This is a genomic window from Mucilaginibacter sabulilitoris, assembly GCF_034262375.1.
Classification (GTDB): Bacteria; Bacteroidota; Bacteroidia; order Sphingobacteriales; family Sphingobacteriaceae; genus Mucilaginibacter; species Mucilaginibacter sabulilitoris.
Genome location: NZ_CP139558.1, coordinates 604,902 through 618,730, shown reverse-complemented (window position 1 = coordinate 618,730; position 13,829 = coordinate 604,902). Strand labels below are relative to the sequence as shown.

General features: G+C 43.4%; 16 protein-coding genes. 10 read left to right on the top strand and 6 right to left on the bottom strand.

The annotated features are described in order from the left end of the window. Positions 1 to 50 precede the first annotated feature (50 nt). From SNE25_RS02740 to SNE25_RS02715, 6 genes are all read left to right on the top strand, one after another. Positions 51 to 410 carry a hypothetical protein gene (locus SNE25_RS02740; protein WP_321563559.1) on the top strand — a complete coding sequence of 120 codons (360 nt, stop codon included), beginning with the start codon at positions 51 to 53 and terminating at the stop codon, positions 408 to 410. A gap of 92 nt (positions 411 to 502) precedes the next feature. Continuing rightward, positions 503 to 1,150, top strand: a complete 648-nt coding sequence (locus tag SNE25_RS02735) for a hypothetical protein (protein WP_321563558.1) — start codon at positions 503 to 505, stop codon at positions 1,148 to 1,150. Continuing rightward, on the top strand, positions 1,120 to 1,950 hold the full coding sequence (locus SNE25_RS02730) for a sensor histidine kinase (protein ID WP_321563557.1): 831 nt from the start codon (positions 1,120 to 1,122) through the stop codon (positions 1,948 to 1,950). The genes SNE25_RS02735 and SNE25_RS02730 overlap by 31 nt, the downstream gene beginning before the upstream one ends. Then, complete coding sequence (locus SNE25_RS02725; protein ID WP_321563556.1) at positions 1,916 to 2,560, top strand: response regulator transcription factor; 645 nt, start codon at positions 1,916 to 1,918, stop codon at positions 2,558 to 2,560. Before SNE25_RS02730 ends, SNE25_RS02725 begins: the two co-directional genes overlap by 35 nt. 29 nt (positions 2,561 to 2,589) lie before the next feature. Continuing rightward, complete coding sequence (locus SNE25_RS02720; protein WP_321563555.1) at positions 2,590 to 3,660, top strand: PA0069 family radical SAM protein; 1,071 nt, start codon at positions 2,590 to 2,592, stop codon at positions 3,658 to 3,660. 142 nt (positions 3,661 to 3,802) lie between these two features. Next, the gene (locus SNE25_RS02715; RefSeq protein WP_321563554.1) at positions 3,803 to 5,110 is read left to right on the top strand and encodes an alkaline phosphatase family protein; all 1,308 of its coding nucleotides are present in this window, start codon (positions 3,803 to 3,805) and stop codon (positions 5,108 to 5,110) included. Between the two features lie 22 nt (positions 5,111 to 5,132). Here the strand turns inward: SNE25_RS02715 and SNE25_RS02710 are convergent, their stop codons facing one another. From SNE25_RS02710 to SNE25_RS02685, 6 genes are all read right to left on the bottom strand, one after another. Next, positions 5,133 to 5,498 carry a ribosomal maturation YjgA family protein gene (locus SNE25_RS02710; protein ID WP_321563553.1) on the bottom strand — a complete coding sequence of 122 codons (366 nt, stop codon included), beginning with the start codon at positions 5,496 to 5,498 and terminating at the stop codon, positions 5,133 to 5,135. 9 nt (positions 5,499 to 5,507) lie between these two features. After that, positions 5,508 to 5,954, bottom strand: a complete 447-nt coding sequence (locus SNE25_RS02705; RefSeq protein WP_321563552.1) for a DinB family protein — start codon at positions 5,952 to 5,954, stop codon at positions 5,508 to 5,510. Between the two features lie 122 nt (positions 5,955 to 6,076). After that, complete coding sequence (locus tag SNE25_RS02700; RefSeq protein WP_321563551.1) at positions 6,077 to 7,300, bottom strand: IS4 family transposase; 1,224 nt, start codon at positions 7,298 to 7,300, stop codon at positions 6,077 to 6,079. Positions 7,301 to 7,478: 178 nt separating this feature from the next. Further along, positions 7,479 to 8,222 (bottom strand): zinc ribbon domain-containing protein, encoded by a 744-nt coding sequence (locus tag SNE25_RS02695; RefSeq protein WP_321563550.1) that lies wholly within the window; start codon positions 8,220 to 8,222, stop codon positions 7,479 to 7,481. After that, the gene (locus SNE25_RS02690) at positions 8,222 to 9,319 is read right to left on the bottom strand and encodes a Nif3-like dinuclear metal center hexameric protein (protein WP_321563549.1); all 1,098 of its coding nucleotides are present in this window, start codon (positions 9,317 to 9,319) and stop codon (positions 8,222 to 8,224) included. Before SNE25_RS02690 ends, SNE25_RS02695 begins: the two co-directional genes overlap by 1 nt. Before the next feature lie 37 nt (positions 9,320 to 9,356). Next, positions 9,357 to 9,719, bottom strand: a complete 363-nt coding sequence (locus SNE25_RS02685) for a TM2 domain-containing protein (protein ID WP_321563548.1) — start codon at positions 9,717 to 9,719, stop codon at positions 9,357 to 9,359. 151 nt (positions 9,720 to 9,870) lie between these two features. Here SNE25_RS02685 and SNE25_RS02680 point away from each other — a divergent pair, with 151 nt between their 5' ends. The 4 genes from SNE25_RS02680 to SNE25_RS02665 all read left to right on the top strand — a co-directional run bounded on the left by SNE25_RS02680 (position 9,871) and on the right by SNE25_RS02665 (position 13,801). Next, positions 9,871 to 10,950: an NAD-dependent epimerase/dehydratase family protein gene (locus SNE25_RS02680; protein WP_321563547.1), complete on the top strand. Its 1,080-nt coding sequence runs from the start codon at positions 9,871 to 9,873 to the stop codon at positions 10,948 to 10,950. Continuing rightward, the gene (locus SNE25_RS02675; protein ID WP_321563546.1) at positions 10,938 to 11,729 is read left to right on the top strand and encodes an SDR family NAD(P)-dependent oxidoreductase; all 792 of its coding nucleotides are present in this window, start codon (positions 10,938 to 10,940) and stop codon (positions 11,727 to 11,729) included. The genes SNE25_RS02680 and SNE25_RS02675 overlap by 13 nt, the downstream gene beginning before the upstream one ends. A 4-nt stretch (positions 11,730 to 11,733) precedes the next feature. Continuing rightward, entirely contained in the window at positions 11,734 to 12,018 is a 285-nt protein-coding gene (locus SNE25_RS02670) for a hypothetical protein (protein ID WP_321563545.1), read from the top strand. Positions 12,019 to 12,133: 115 nt separating this feature from the next. Continuing rightward, positions 12,134 to 13,801: a glutamine--tRNA ligase/YqeY domain fusion protein gene (locus tag SNE25_RS02665; protein ID WP_321563544.1), complete on the top strand. Its 1,668-nt coding sequence runs from the start codon at positions 12,134 to 12,136 to the stop codon at positions 13,799 to 13,801. The last annotated feature ends 28 nt before the right edge of the window (positions 13,802 to 13,829 follow it).

Here is a 13,829-nt window from a genome sequence, read left to right as displayed (position 1 = left end):
GTACTTTATTATGGAATTAGTAGCTTGGTATAACTAAAAACTACAAACTGATGGAACAGATTGAATTAACTACCGCTAAAAAAATGGTAAAAAATTACCATGCTACCAGGAAACAACTCATTGATAAGGCTCATAGTATTAACGACACTGAGTCTATCTGGATCTCCCTTGATCATTTTAAAGATTTCATTAATAAATTGCCTGCAAGTGCTACCGGCGTAAGAATTTACCTGGCAGCTTATGACCATGACGAGCCACATTACCCTAATCAAACCACCGCAATTATTATGGGTACAGTTGATAAAGGTGATGGACATACGGATGCTATTGCAAGCAATAGCGCGTTGACTGATACCGATGAAGGCATGGAACCATTTAACAGGGGCAAAGCTTGTCCGCCATATTGCTAACAAAATATACCTGTTATCGTAATTAACCTTCTAAAAAGCTAAAATGAATATTCTATTTTAGCTTTTTCTTTTAAAGGTCATTATTACTGCTGATGTTAGATTATTTGTATTTCGTTTTTGAACTACTTGCCTTTATAAGCTGCTTACGCTTTTATAAAAAACTTGATCAAAACTTCAGAATATTCCTTCCATTTCTGTCCTTTGTTATTATTTACGAATACGTTAATTTGTTTAACTGGCTTAATTGGCATAACACAAACGCATGGTGCAACAATTTTGAAGGAATTATAGAGATGATCGTGTTCGGGCAATTTATGGCGTCTTTAGATAAAAGAAAAGCCTACAGAAAAAAGGTCTATATAGCCATTGCTGCAGGTATTGTATTAACGCTTATCGACATGTTTTTTATACAGGGTTTCTGGACCTTAGGAACAATAGCCATTGTAGTACAAAACACCATATTAGCCACCCTGGTATGTATTTATTATTACAACCTGATCAATAATTCCGACGAATATCTCGACCTGCTCAGTTACCCCCCTTTTTACGCTACTATAGGCCTGTTATTTTATGCATTAACAAATTTTTTCTATTATGCCTTTTTTAGCTATATGATGTATGTAAATAACTATCACTTTTATCTGGTGGCCAAAGTAATTTGCGACGTAGGCTGTATATTTTTATATTCACTTTTAGCAGTTTCATTCCTATGCTTTTCAAGGACGAAGAAGTTATCCTGATACTGATTGCCGGCACCGCCATGTTAATGATGCTCGGTGTGTTCATTGTCAGTTTTTTATTGATTTATCAAAGAAAGCAGAATAAGAACTTACTCGAAAAGGAACATTTGAAATCATCGTTTCAACAGGAGCTGCTTAAAACCCGCATGGAAATTCAGGAAGAAACACTTAACCAGATCAGCCGCGAGCTCCATGATAATATAACCCAGGTACTATCATTCGTAAAGCTAAACCTGGGCGTATTGGGTAGAAATATTGAAGGTAATGATAAAATAAAGCTCAACGATAACCGCGAACTCATAGCCCAGTCTATCAGCGACTTGCGTAACCTTTCAAAAAGCCTTAGCTTTGAACACATCAGCGCCATTGGTCTGGTAAAAACATTAGAAATGGAAGCCGACCGCATTAACAGAAGCGGTATTATTAACTTATTGCTTTTAACTGATGGCGTTGTTTATCCGCTTGGCGAACAGCGTGAGCTGGTTTTGTTCAGGATTTTTCAGGAGACATTAAACAATGCTCTTAAATACGCCCAGGCCGCCAACTTCAAAATCAGTTTGTATTATAAGGAACAAATGTTTAATTTGACCATCGAAGATGACGGGGTTGGCTTTCAGCCTGAATTGCTTATTGATAAAAGCGGATCGGGTTTACGCAACATTGTAAACAGGGCGGCGTTAATTGGTGCTGAAGCGGTTATAAACAGCGCACCAGGCAATGGCTGCAGCGTTAAGTTGTCGCTCAACCCACACGTACAAGAAACTTATGCTAACAGAACCAATTCAAATAGCCCTGGTTGATGATCATCGCCTTTTCAGGAGCGGCATTGCATCGCTGGTAGGGAGCTTTAACCGCTACAATATTCTGTTTGAAGCTGCACATGGTAAGGAACTGGTTGATAAAATAAATTCAGGATTAATGCCTGATATTGTTTTGCTTGATATTAATATGCCGGTTATGGATGGCATATCAACAGCACAATGGCTCAAAAAATTTCAGCCATCTATTCGCACCATTATTTTATCCATGTTTGAAGATGCCGAAAAGGTGCTCGCCATGGTTAAAATGGGCGTAAAAGGTTATTTGCTTAAGGATGCTGAACCCCATGAGTTTGAAGCCGCGTTACTTAAAGTTGCCGATGGCGATCTGTATTACCCTGATTTTGTTACCCATCATTTGCTGAATAATTTCAACAATGATAAAACATCGCAGGTAAAATTAAATCCGCGCGAAATCGAATTCCTGAGGTTAACCGGCACCGAACTCACCTACAAAGAAATCGCCGACACCATGTGCATCAGCGTACGCACCGTCGATAGCTACCGCGACCAGCTTTTTGAAAAACTACAGATAAAGAGCCGTGTTGGCTTGGTACTTTACAGTATAAAAAATAAACTGATCGACTTGTAATTTGCTAAAAATATTAGCAAATTTGTTTGATGGCACAGGAAGAAAATCCCGACTTTTTTAAAGGCCGGGGAGCGCAGCTGAATACGCACAACAAATTTTTAAAAAACAAGTATGTAGCCGAGCACATTGAAGGTTTAGACGAACCCCTGCTTGAAAATACCGCTACGCAACTTTTTGAAGAAAGCCCCAAAAAGATCGTCAGCGAATCAAACAGCCCCGATTTGAGCCACATGTACTCCATAAACCCGTACCAGGGCTGTGAGCACGGCTGTATTTATTGCTATGCCCGCAACAGTCATGAATATTATGGTTTTAGCGCCGGGCTCGATTTTGAACGCAAGATCATCGTAAAACGTAATGCGCCCGAACTGCTTGAGCAGTACTTCAATAAAAAAAACTACCAGCCGGTATGCATTATGCTCTCGGGCAATACCGATTGTTACCAGCCTATTGAACGCCGGCTAAAAATAACCCGTAACCTGCTGCAGGTATTTTTAAAATACAGGAACCCGGTAAGCATTATTACTAAAAACAACGTGATCCTGCGCGACCTCGATATACTTACCGAACTGGCAGCCATGAACCTGGTGCATGTAAATGTATCGGTTACCTCATTAAATGAACAATTACGCCAAAAATTGGAGCCCCGCACGGTAACTGCTACCGGCAGGCTGGCAGTGATACAAAAACTCTCTGAGCAAGGCATACCGGTAAGGGTAATGGCAGCCCCCATTATTCCGGGGCTTAATAGCAATGAGGTACCCAATATTATCAAAGCCGCGGCCGACAGGGGGGCTCTATCGGCAGGTTTTACCATTGTGCGGCTCAACGGCAGCATTGCCGAAATATTCAGCGATTGGATATACAAGGCTTTTCCCGACCGGGCAGAGAAAGTGCTGAACATGATAAAATCATGCCATGACGGCAAACTGAACGACAGCGATTTTGTCCGTCGTATGAGCGGCGAGGGGCAGGTGGCACAATCTATCCACCAGATGTACAGAATGTCCTGTAACCGCTTTCTAGCAGGCCGTGTGATGCCAGAATATGACTATACCCTGTTTGTGCCAAAAAAGGGCAAGCAAACGAGTATGTTTTGATAGTGCCGCTAGGCGCTACTTCAGCCGAATTACATAATCATAATATCATAAAAAGTTAACAAAATTACAAACACCTTTACCCTGTTCGTTATTCCAATTTACGGAGCTACCTTAACTCTCGCAAACTTGGATGGGATTAAATATGAAAAAGCAACTATCAATCGCACTACTTGCCTTGTTGATGACAACAGGTCAGCTTATGGCACAAACTGCCAAACACGTTATATTTATTACCATTGATGGGTTCCGCCCAGATTTTTACCTCGACAGCGAATGGCAAACGCCTAACCTGCATACGCTAATGAATGACGGGGCTTATGCTAAAGGGGTAAACAGTGTGTTTCCTTCCATGACCTATCCCTCGCATACCACAATTGTTACGGGTGTGCAACCCGCGAAGCATGGTGTTTTCTATAACAACATATTTACCCCTGACGGAGCGCCGCAACAGCCTTACTGGCAGGATAGCTCCATTCATGCACCTACCATCTGGAAAGCGGCGAAAGAAAAAGGCATGACCGTTGCATCACTCTACTGGCCCGTATCTGCCAATGCTCCTGTAGATTACAACATTCCCGACATAGGCAGCCTAGGCGATGGGGTTCGCGAACAATATTCTTTGCCTCAGGGCTTTTATGCCGAGGTAAAAAAAGAAATTTTCGGCGGTGTTGACAAGATAGATGCAGGAAAAAACCAGAATATCGCTAAGATAGCCGCGTATATAATAAAGAAAAGCAAGCCTGAGCTAATGACTATTCACGTATTTTCTGTCGACGGTGCGGAACATGCTGTAGGCCGTTACGGAGCACGTGTACAGGAAGCGGTGGCTGATGCCGATGCTGCCGTAGGCATTATCATAGATGCCTTGAAAACAGCAGGCATATGGGAAAACACGGTACTCCTTGTTGGTGGCGATCATGGGTTTTATGATGTAAAGAAGATGATCTCGCCCAACGTATGGCTGAAAGAAGCCGGGTTGATCACTGACCTTAAAACAGGCGATTGGAAAGCGCAATTCAATTCAGTAGGTGGATCTGCTTACCTGTACCTGAAAGACCCGTCTGATAAAGCTACCATCAATAAGGTAAAAACATTATTAGTAGCACAGCCCGATAGCGTGAGGCAGTATTTCCGCATCATCACCAGGCAGCAATTGACCAAAGGCCGCTATAACCCGAATGTTGCCTTTGCGCTTAGCGGAGAGCATGACGCTGCATTCAGCTCAGCCAGCACAGGCAATGCCGTAAAGCCCGGCAAGGGCGGCACACACGGACATTTTCCCGACACAAAAAATATCCGCACCGGCCTGATAGCCCATGGCCCGGGCATTCGTAAAGGCGCTGTAATAGAAGAAATGAACCTGCGCGATATGACGCCCATCATGGTAAAACTACTTGGTATTTCATTTCCAAAAGTGGATGGAAAAATACCGGCAGGATTATTAGAATAATTGACTATCCATTTGAATTTAATTACCTGCGAAGCCTGGTATTAACCCAAATCCCTATTCCCACGCCTATTGTATAACACAGCAGATCGTTCCATAAAAACCCTTCGCCTAAAACCAGGTGACCAAATAGCGTATGCCGCAGATCATTTATCCATGGCGCCTGATACAACTGGCTAAACTCAATGGCATAACAAAACAGCAGACTTACTATCACAATAAACTTAACAGGGCGTGTTATAAACAAGAAACGCATAATGAAGTAAACCATCAGCGCCCAAAGAATATCGCCTATAAATAACGGGATAAAGGTGAAATGCCGGGAAAGCAAACCCGTGATAATGGTTATAATAATGAGTATTAAATAAGTCGCCCTTGATTTTGGCATCATGCGGATTCTTTAATTATCCAGTAAACGCCGGTGATAGTTGATTTGCCCCAGGTGGTAGTTAAGGTGGACGATCATGTGCGTCACCAAAAACGCGTTAGTTACCGTTTCATTAAATACGGGTTTCGGAAAATTCTCTTCCAGCTGCGCATCGGTGATATTATCAAAGGCCGAGGCGATCATGAGCATAGTATCATCAATACTTTTCAGCAATTGTTCTCTTGGCACCGAGTCCGATGAAAATTCAAGGTCGCGGTTTCTTATATACCCTGTTCCGGCCAGCTCGGCGCCGATAAAATTGTTCAGGCTCCCAAGCAGGTGCAGGCAAAGGTTACCCGCCGTATTGGTGATCTGCTTTTCAATATACCATATCTTCTGCTCATCTTTGTATAGCTCAATCTCGGTTTTAAGTTTACCCAGATCTCTCAAAAACATTTTTTTTAATATCTCTACCATCATAGCTGTGGTTGTAATTTCTATGCTAAATGTATCATCAATTATTATTGTTCACAAATAAAAAACAGGGCAATAAAAAAGGCGCCTTACGGGCACGAATGGTCGGAAGAAATTCCGGCCATTTTTTATGTCTTAAAAAAGAGGCCGGGATCACCACCACATTGTACAACAATTAAAGCAATGGCCAAGTCTCTGACTTCCATAGCAAATCGTCTTTTAGAAGTTTTATAACCCTGTTTATTCCCCTTTTTGTAGATCAATACCAGCATACTGGTTATCAATGTCATATATAACATAACCTGTAGACCGTTTTTATTTAGCGAAACCAGGTGGCTCACGTTGAGTTCTTGTTTGAGGAACCGAAAAAAAACCTCGATGTCCCAACGCCTGCGGTAGGCTTGGGCGATGTCTTTGGCTGATAAGTCGAACTCATTGGTTAACAGCCAGTACTCTTTACCATCATCGGATTTACTTTTTACGACAACCAGGCGAAAAGGACGATCCACCTGTACCTCTCTGTAATGTTTATTCCCCCGCTTGTTGGCTATAGGCATACCTGTATAGAGCCGGACAATGCTATCTCTAAGCAAAATGGATCCCCCCATATCCATGTTCTGCCCTTCAGTGATCAGCGATTCTACCCATTCGAACTTTCTGTTCTCCTTTGAACGACAGATGAAGTTTAGCTCACTTTCACTGAAAGTTTTCATTGTCCGGGTAGATTGAAGCCCCCTGTCCAGTACATAGATATTTTGATGCCCGGGTTCTTTCTTTACGTGCGCCATGACAACCTCGGGCAGTGCATTATCTTCGTTGCCATACTTTGGGCTGGTAAAGACCTGCGCAAGGCCTGGCAGCAAGCCATCAAAAGCAAGACTATATTTGATTGCTTTCTTGCTACTGCCGGCATTGACAATGCCTGCGGTTAGCTTGCCGGCGGTTTCACTGACTATAGTGCTGTCTACACGGATGAGATTATACTGCTTTCTTTCCCTTAACGTATAGGAGCAGGAAAAACGCTCGTAGATGTATTCATAGATCTGTCTGAAATAGTCCGGGTCAACCTTAGACAACCTTTCCGAAATGGAACTCCTGCAGACCTTTTCATCTTCATCAAGGTTAAAAAGCACTTTAAATACCGAAGCATTGAACGTGTCCTCAAGGCTTCTCTGGCTAAGCCTGTCGTTGTCTAAAATACCATAGAGCTGCAAATAAAACAGCTTATTGCCATGCAAAACCTTTGCGTAATGATCGATCTTGCTTGTGAGCGACAAATTTGCTATCAGCGCCTCCGGAATGAAACCTAAAAGCTGTTTTACAGCAATGTTATGATCTTTAAATATCGTCATATCTGATTGATTTACAGCTTTTAATATACTCAAAATCAATGAGAAAAACAAGTAAATGATTGATAATCAAATGCTTAAATACAAAACATTAAGCCTGAAAAACAAAAAAAGTCGGAAGATAAAATCTTCCGACCATTCGTGCCTTACGGGCGCCTTTATATATTTTATAAGTAATTGCTTATGCTTCTTCAGCTTCAAGAGCCATTTGCTCGTCAACCAAAATACGGCCGCAATGCTCGCAAACGATGATTTTTTTACGCTGACGGATATCAGACTGGCGCTGAGGCGGAATCTGGTTAAAACATCCTGAGCATGAATCACGCTGAATGGTCACCACCGCTAAGCCATTCTTAGCATTCTGGCGCAAACGGTTGTAAGCGGTTAATAAACGCTCTTCAATGTTTCCGGTCGCTTTTTCTGCCTGTGAGGTAAGTTCGGTTTCTTCCTTTTCAGTTTCGGCGGTAATGGTGCCTAACTCATCTTTTTTGGCATCAAGGTCGCTCCTGCGTGCCTCCAGATCGGCAAGGGCTTTTTCGTAAACCTGGGTTTTTGAAGTGATCTCAAAACCATGCTCACGTATTTTTTTCTCGCTTACCTGTATATCAAGACCCTGTATCTCAATTTCTTTTGATATGGCATCATACTCACGGTTGTTCTTAACTTCGTTAAGTTGCGCTTCGTATTTTTTAATATTGGCCTGGGCTTCTTTGATCAGGTTTTTGCGAGTTACTATTTCATCCTCTACATCATCCAGCTCGGCTTTGATCTTCTGAATGCGGGTTTCAAGACCAGCAACATCATCTTCCAGATCGGCAACTTCCATTGGCAGTTCGCCTCTTACCTGGCGAATCCGGTCAATTTTGGTGTGGATGGTTTGTAGTTCGTATAAAGCTTTAAGCTTTTGTTCTACGGTTTGTTCCATTAAATAAAATATTTGACGGGGTTTGTATTTACTTCTGTTAAACGGACGGCAAAGATAGGAAATTTTTTCCTTATTATTTCATACAATAATTGCGCCGTAAATTGTTCACTCTCAAAGTGTCCGATATCTGCAATCACTATCTTTCCTTCGGCATCAAAAAACTCATGATACTTGTAATCTGCGGTGACAAAAACGTCGGCTCCTGCCGATATGGCATGTTTTAACAAGAAGCCTCCGGCGCCACCGCATACTGCTACTTTTTTAACGTGTTTACCAGTTAATTTGGTATGCCTTATTACATGAGTGCGCATTTTATCTTTCACATGAAACAGGAATGACTCCTCGTTCTGCGGAATTTCCAATTCGCCTATCATACCTGAGCCTACCTGCTGGTGCTGATTGGTTAAGTTAAAAAGGTCATAAGCCACCTCCTCATACGGATGCGCCAGTACCAGCGCCATTAATATTTTGCTCTCCAGGTTGGCCGGGTAAACGGTTTCTATGCGCACCTCGTTCTCCAGGTGGCGTTTGCCGGGTTCGCCTACATAAGGGTTGGTCGAGTCGTTTCCTTTAAAAGTGCCGGCGCCTTCGACATTAAAACTTGTTTCGCTGTAGTTACCAATGTTACCGGCACCCGCTGCAAATAAAGCATTGCGCACCTCATCGGCATGGCTTTGGGGCACAAAGGTTACCAGTTTTTTTAACAGGTTATGTTTGGGCACCAGTATGCGGCAGTTTTTTAGGCCCAGCGTATCGCAAATACGCTGGTTTACGCCACCCATAATATTATCCAGATTGGTATGTGTGGCATAAATGGCTATACGGTTGCGGATAGCTTTCTCCACCACCCTTTCCACATAGGTTTTGCCATTAAATTTTTTTAGGCCTCTGAAAACTATAGGGTGATGCGATATGATAACCTGGCAGCCAGTGGCAATGGCTTCGTCAACCACCGCTTCGGTACAATCAAGCGATAACAGCGCCTGTGATACCTCCTGTTCCGGGTTGCCTACAATAAGGCCCGCATTATCATAGTCTTCCTGGTACACCAACGGAGCCAGGCTTTCAAGATAGGCAGTAAGTACGGCTAATTTCATGAACAAATATGGGTATAAAGCATTTAAAGCGTATGATTTAATTGCTCATTACAGCCATACGGTGGCTTTCATAGGCCATATTTTTATTATACTCCAGCGTAAGCGCTTTATATTTAACCAGATCAACAATAGTTCCGACAAGGCAAAGGCCTCCGGTAAAAAAATAAAGAATACCCATCCCTATCTGCCCCAAAACAAAACGATGGATGCCGGCGAGGCCGCCAAAACCCAGCAAAGTAAAAATCATTATTTCCTGTGAGTTTTTCCGCTTGCTGCCGTAAACGGTATAAAAGTATTTTTTCTGGCTCTCGCTAAGTTCGGCAGTGGCCTGCTGCAAGAAGCCCATTTCTTCGGCGGTCATATCTGAAAATCCCATATAAGGATCCGGGTAGGTGTTCATATTGATAATGGTTTATAATGCTGTTTTCAAATTTAATTATTTTATGATATAAAACTATAGGGTAATTTACCTCAATATCAGCACTAAAAACAAATATTAAAAAATATTTATAACACATAGGGGTAAATAAATAGCAGGATGTAATACCTGTATGAAAGTATTAGTAACAGGAGCAACCGGATTTATTGGCAGGCAGCTTACCCTGGCGCTGGCCACAGCCGGCCATGAGGTAAAAGCCTTATGCCGCAATATCGATCACCCCTACCTGATAAAACATAAAAACATTGAGCCGGTATTAGGCAACATATTGCACCCGCAAATCCTGAAAAAAGCAATGCAGGGCTGCAACCAGGTTTATCACACGGCGGCCATGGCAAAAATGTGGTGCCGCAATCCTGATGCTTATCATGAAACCAATGTTAACGGCACGCGCAACGTGTTACAAACGGCGGGCAATACCGGTGTACAAAAAATAGTATATACATCAACTTGCGGGGTATGGGGACCAACCATAAAACACCCCATGACCGAAACCGACCCGCGCGTAACCGGCTTCCCGATTGCATACGAGCGCACCAAATACCTCGCCGAGCTGGAAGTGCAAAGCTTTGTAAAACAGGGCATGCAGGTGGTAACCGTAAACCCATCGCGGGTATATGGCGAAGGCCCCATTACCGACAGCAATACTGTGGGTAAAATGGTTTCGGGATATTTAAAGGGCACATGGCGCTTTATACCCGGCAGCGGCGAGCAGGTAGCTAATTATGCTTTTTTAGATGACGTTGTAGCCGGGCACATCGCGGCTATGAACAAAGGCGTTAGCGGCGAACGCTACATTTTAGGCGGACATGACATCAGCTTTAATGAATTTTTCAGAACCCTGCAGCAGTTATCGGGCAAACAACTCGGCATGATCAGGATACCGCTAAAGGCTATTGCCTTATATAGTCGATTGGAATGGCTCAAAACCTGGCTCACAGGTCTACCTCCTTTATTTTTACCCGAATTTGCCGACCGCCTTAAATACGATCAAAAATATTGCAGCAATAAAGCCGTAAATGACCTGAGCTACCGTATAACCCCCTTCTCCGAAGGCATGCTCAAAACCGTTAATTATATGAGAGGATCAAACAATAAAGACGTTGAGGTTATAGATAAAAAATCAGCAGAATCTTGTAATCCAGTGAATCATGGTTCAGAAATCAATCAAGTAAACTTATGCAACAATTGACCGCTATAGTAACCGGCGCCAGCGAGGGCCTGGGAAAATCATTCGCCATTGAACTGGCCGGCCGTAACATTAACCTGGTATTGGTGGCCTTGCCGGGATCAGGTTTATCCGAACTCGCATCCTTTATCCGCAAAAACTTTTCGGTGAAAGTATCTCACATAGAAACAGACCTTACCCGAACAGAAAGCTACCCGGAGATATTTAATTATTTACAGGAGCAAAACATCAAGGCGCATTTACTTATCAACAATGCAGGGTTAGGTAATTGGTCGTGGTTTGAGGATAAGAACATTGCTTTCTATAAAATGCAGATAGAACTTAATGTTATTACTCCCGTGTTGCTCACCCGCCTGTTCCTGGCCCAAGCAGACGCCACCGTTACATCGTACATTTTAAATGTGGGTAGCTTGGGCGGACTGTTTGTTGTGCCCAAAAAACAGGTTTATGGCGCTACCAAATCATTCATACGCTATTTTACCAAATGTCTGCAACTGGAACTGCATACATCAAACGTGAAGATCAGTTTGCTTAGCCCAGGTGGCATCAACACCAAACCCGAATTACTGGTAATGAATAACAGCCTCAAAGGCATATCAAAAGCCACTATTTTGGAGCCCGACCAGGTAGCCCGGATTGCTATTGACGGACTGCTGAAAGGTAAAAAAGAGATCATCCCCGGTATGGTTAACCGTATGCTGGTTTTACTTAACAGTTTACTGCCTGCTTATGTTAAAGAAGGTATTATTAAACGAAGATTAAACGCTATTTTAGAGTCGTGAATTTATGATCCTGTCATTGCCCATATATCGCCTTATTAAAAACCTGTGCAGCTATTTTAACCGCACCAGCAACACCTATGAGGTTGTTGATGATGAAACCATCGTGATCAATTCGGGCAGCTTGAGTGGTTTAATACTGGAATTTCACTACAACATTTGCCAGGTAAAAATTGGCCGGCGATTAAACTTGTGTTTAGATATCGACCGCAATACTTCTGTTGACCTGCTGATGCATATCCTCATCAACCATAATATTATTAAAGAGGCCGATATTCCTCCGGCGCCTTAAGTCTCACCTAAACGGCGGGCCTCACCTAAATCCTCTCCTTTGGAGAGGATTTAGGTGAGGCCCGTTCGGGGGCTTAATCTTTTTTGCTACTTTTGCAGTTATTGCTACTTTATTTATGAGCGAAGAAAGATCACTGAATTTTTTAGAGGAAATTGTTGAAGAAGATATAGCTGCCGGTAAAAACAGCGGCAGGATATTAACCCGTTTCCCGCCCGAGCCAAATGGCTACCTGCACATAGGGCACTCCAAATCTATTTGTTTAAATTTTGGACTGGCGAAAAAATATAATGGCAAAACCAACCTTCGTTTTGATGATACCAACCCTACTAAGGAGGAAACCGAATATGTAGATAGCATTAAGGAAGACATCAAATGGCTTGGTTTTGAATGGGCCGAAGAGTTATACGCTTCAGACTATTTTGATAAATTATACGAGTTTGCCGTAACCCTTATTAAACACGGGCTGGCTTATGTTGATGACAGCAGCGCCGAAGAGATAGCAGCGCAAAAAGGTACGCCTACAGAGCCCGGCACACCAAACCAGTACCGCAGCCGTTCTGTAGAAGAAAATCTGCAGCTGTTTGCCGATATGAAAGCCGGCAAATACCCCGACGGCGCCAAAGTATTGCGGGCCAAGCTTGATCTGGCATCGCCAAACATGCACCTGCGCGACCCATTGATGTACCGCATCAAACACGCGCACCATCACCGTACCGGCGATACCTGGTGTATTTACCCGATGTATGATTTTGCCCATGGGCAGTCTGACGCTATTGAGCAAATTACCCATTCTGTTTGTACACTGGAATTTGTACCGCACCGTCCGCTGTATGATTGGTTTATTGAACAACTGAACGTCTTTCCGTCAAAACAATACGAGTTTGCTCGTTTAAACCTTAACTACACCGTAATGAGCAAGCGCAAGCTACTGCAATTGGTAGAGGAAAAACATGTAGAAGGCTGGGACGATCCGCGGATGCCAACCATTAGCGGTTTGCGCCGCCGTGGTTATACCCCTGCCAGTATCCGTGAGTTTTGCGACCGCATTGGCGTAGCCAAACGCGAAAACATGATAGATGTAGGTTTGCTGGAATTTTGTATCCGTGAGGACCTGAACAAGACCGCGTGGCGCCGCATGGCTGTACTCGACCCTATTAAATGTATCCTGACCAACTACCCTGAGGGCGAAACCGAAATTATGCACGGCGAAAACAACCCCGAGGTTGAAGGTGGTGATGGCAGTCGTGAGTTTCCGTTTAGCCGCGAGCTGTGGATAGAACGCGAGGACTTTATGGAAGTTCCACCCAAGAAATTCTTCCGTTTGGGTGTTGGCCTGATGGTGCGTTTAAAAAATGCTTATATCATCCGCTGTGATGATTTTGTAAAGGATGCAGATGGCAACGTAACCGAGATCCACTGTACCTACTTGCCCGAATCAAAATCAGGCAACGACACCAGCGGCATCAACGTTAAGGGAACCATTCACTGGGTAAGCGTACCCCACGCCAAAACTGCCGAGGTTAGGTTATACGACCGCCTGTTCCAGGTAGAAGATCCATCAAATGAAGATGGTGACTTTAAAGACTACCTGAACCCAAACAGCTTACATATACTGCCAACCGCCTACATTGAACCCGACCTGGCCAATGCCACACCCGGCAAAGCCGTTCAGTTTATGCGTAAAGGCTATTTTACTTTAGATAAATACTCTACCCCAGATCACCTCGTGTTTAACCGCACCGTGACCTTGAAGGATGGATGGAAGAGTCCCCCAGCCCCCTGAAGGGAGAGTTACTAAACATGTAAAAGCC

What these genes read in the sequence shown, in the direction of transcription:
- SNE25_RS02740 (WP_321563559.1), top strand. Translation starts at nt 51, where the DNA reads ATGGAACAGATTGAATTAACTACCGCTAAAAAAATGGTAAAAAATTAC.
- SNE25_RS02735 (WP_321563558.1), top strand. Translation starts at nt 503, where the DNA reads ATGTTAGATTATTTGTATTTCGTTTTTGAACTACTTGCCTTTATAAGC.
- SNE25_RS02730 (WP_321563557.1), top strand. Translation starts at nt 1,120, where the DNA reads ATGCTTTTCAAGGACGAAGAAGTTATCCTGATACTGATTGCCGGCACC.
- SNE25_RS02725 (WP_321563556.1), top strand. Translation starts at nt 1,916, where the DNA reads ATGCTAACAGAACCAATTCAAATAGCCCTGGTTGATGATCATCGCCTT.
- SNE25_RS02720 (WP_321563555.1), top strand. Translation starts at nt 2,590, where the DNA reads ATGGCACAGGAAGAAAATCCCGACTTTTTTAAAGGCCGGGGAGCGCAG.
- SNE25_RS02715 (WP_321563554.1), top strand. Translation starts at nt 3,803, where the DNA reads ATGAAAAAGCAACTATCAATCGCACTACTTGCCTTGTTGATGACAACA.
- SNE25_RS02710 (WP_321563553.1), bottom strand. Translation starts at nt 5,498, where the DNA reads ATGATGCCAAAATCAAGGGCGACTTATTTAATACTCATTATTATAACC.
- SNE25_RS02705 (WP_321563552.1), bottom strand. Translation starts at nt 5,954, where the DNA reads ATGATGGTAGAGATATTAAAAAAAATGTTTTTGAGAGATCTGGGTAAA.
- SNE25_RS02700 (WP_321563551.1), bottom strand. Translation starts at nt 7,300, where the DNA reads ATGACGATATTTAAAGATCATAACATTGCTGTAAAACAGCTTTTAGGT.
- SNE25_RS02695 (WP_321563550.1), bottom strand. Translation starts at nt 8,222, where the DNA reads ATGGAACAAACCGTAGAACAAAAGCTTAAAGCTTTATACGAACTACAA.
- SNE25_RS02690 (WP_321563549.1), bottom strand. Translation starts at nt 9,319, where the DNA reads ATGAAATTAGCCGTACTTACTGCCTATCTTGAAAGCCTGGCTCCGTTG.
- SNE25_RS02685 (WP_321563548.1), bottom strand. Translation starts at nt 9,719, where the DNA reads ATGAACACCTACCCGGATCCTTATATGGGATTTTCAGATATGACCGCC.
- SNE25_RS02680 (WP_321563547.1), top strand. Translation starts at nt 9,871, where the DNA reads ATGAAAGTATTAGTAACAGGAGCAACCGGATTTATTGGCAGGCAGCTT.
- SNE25_RS02675 (WP_321563546.1), top strand. Translation starts at nt 10,938, where the DNA reads ATGCAACAATTGACCGCTATAGTAACCGGCGCCAGCGAGGGCCTGGGA.
- SNE25_RS02670 (WP_321563545.1), top strand. Translation starts at nt 11,734, where the DNA reads ATGATCCTGTCATTGCCCATATATCGCCTTATTAAAAACCTGTGCAGC.
- SNE25_RS02665 (WP_321563544.1), top strand. Translation starts at nt 12,134, where the DNA reads ATGAGCGAAGAAAGATCACTGAATTTTTTAGAGGAAATTGTTGAAGAA.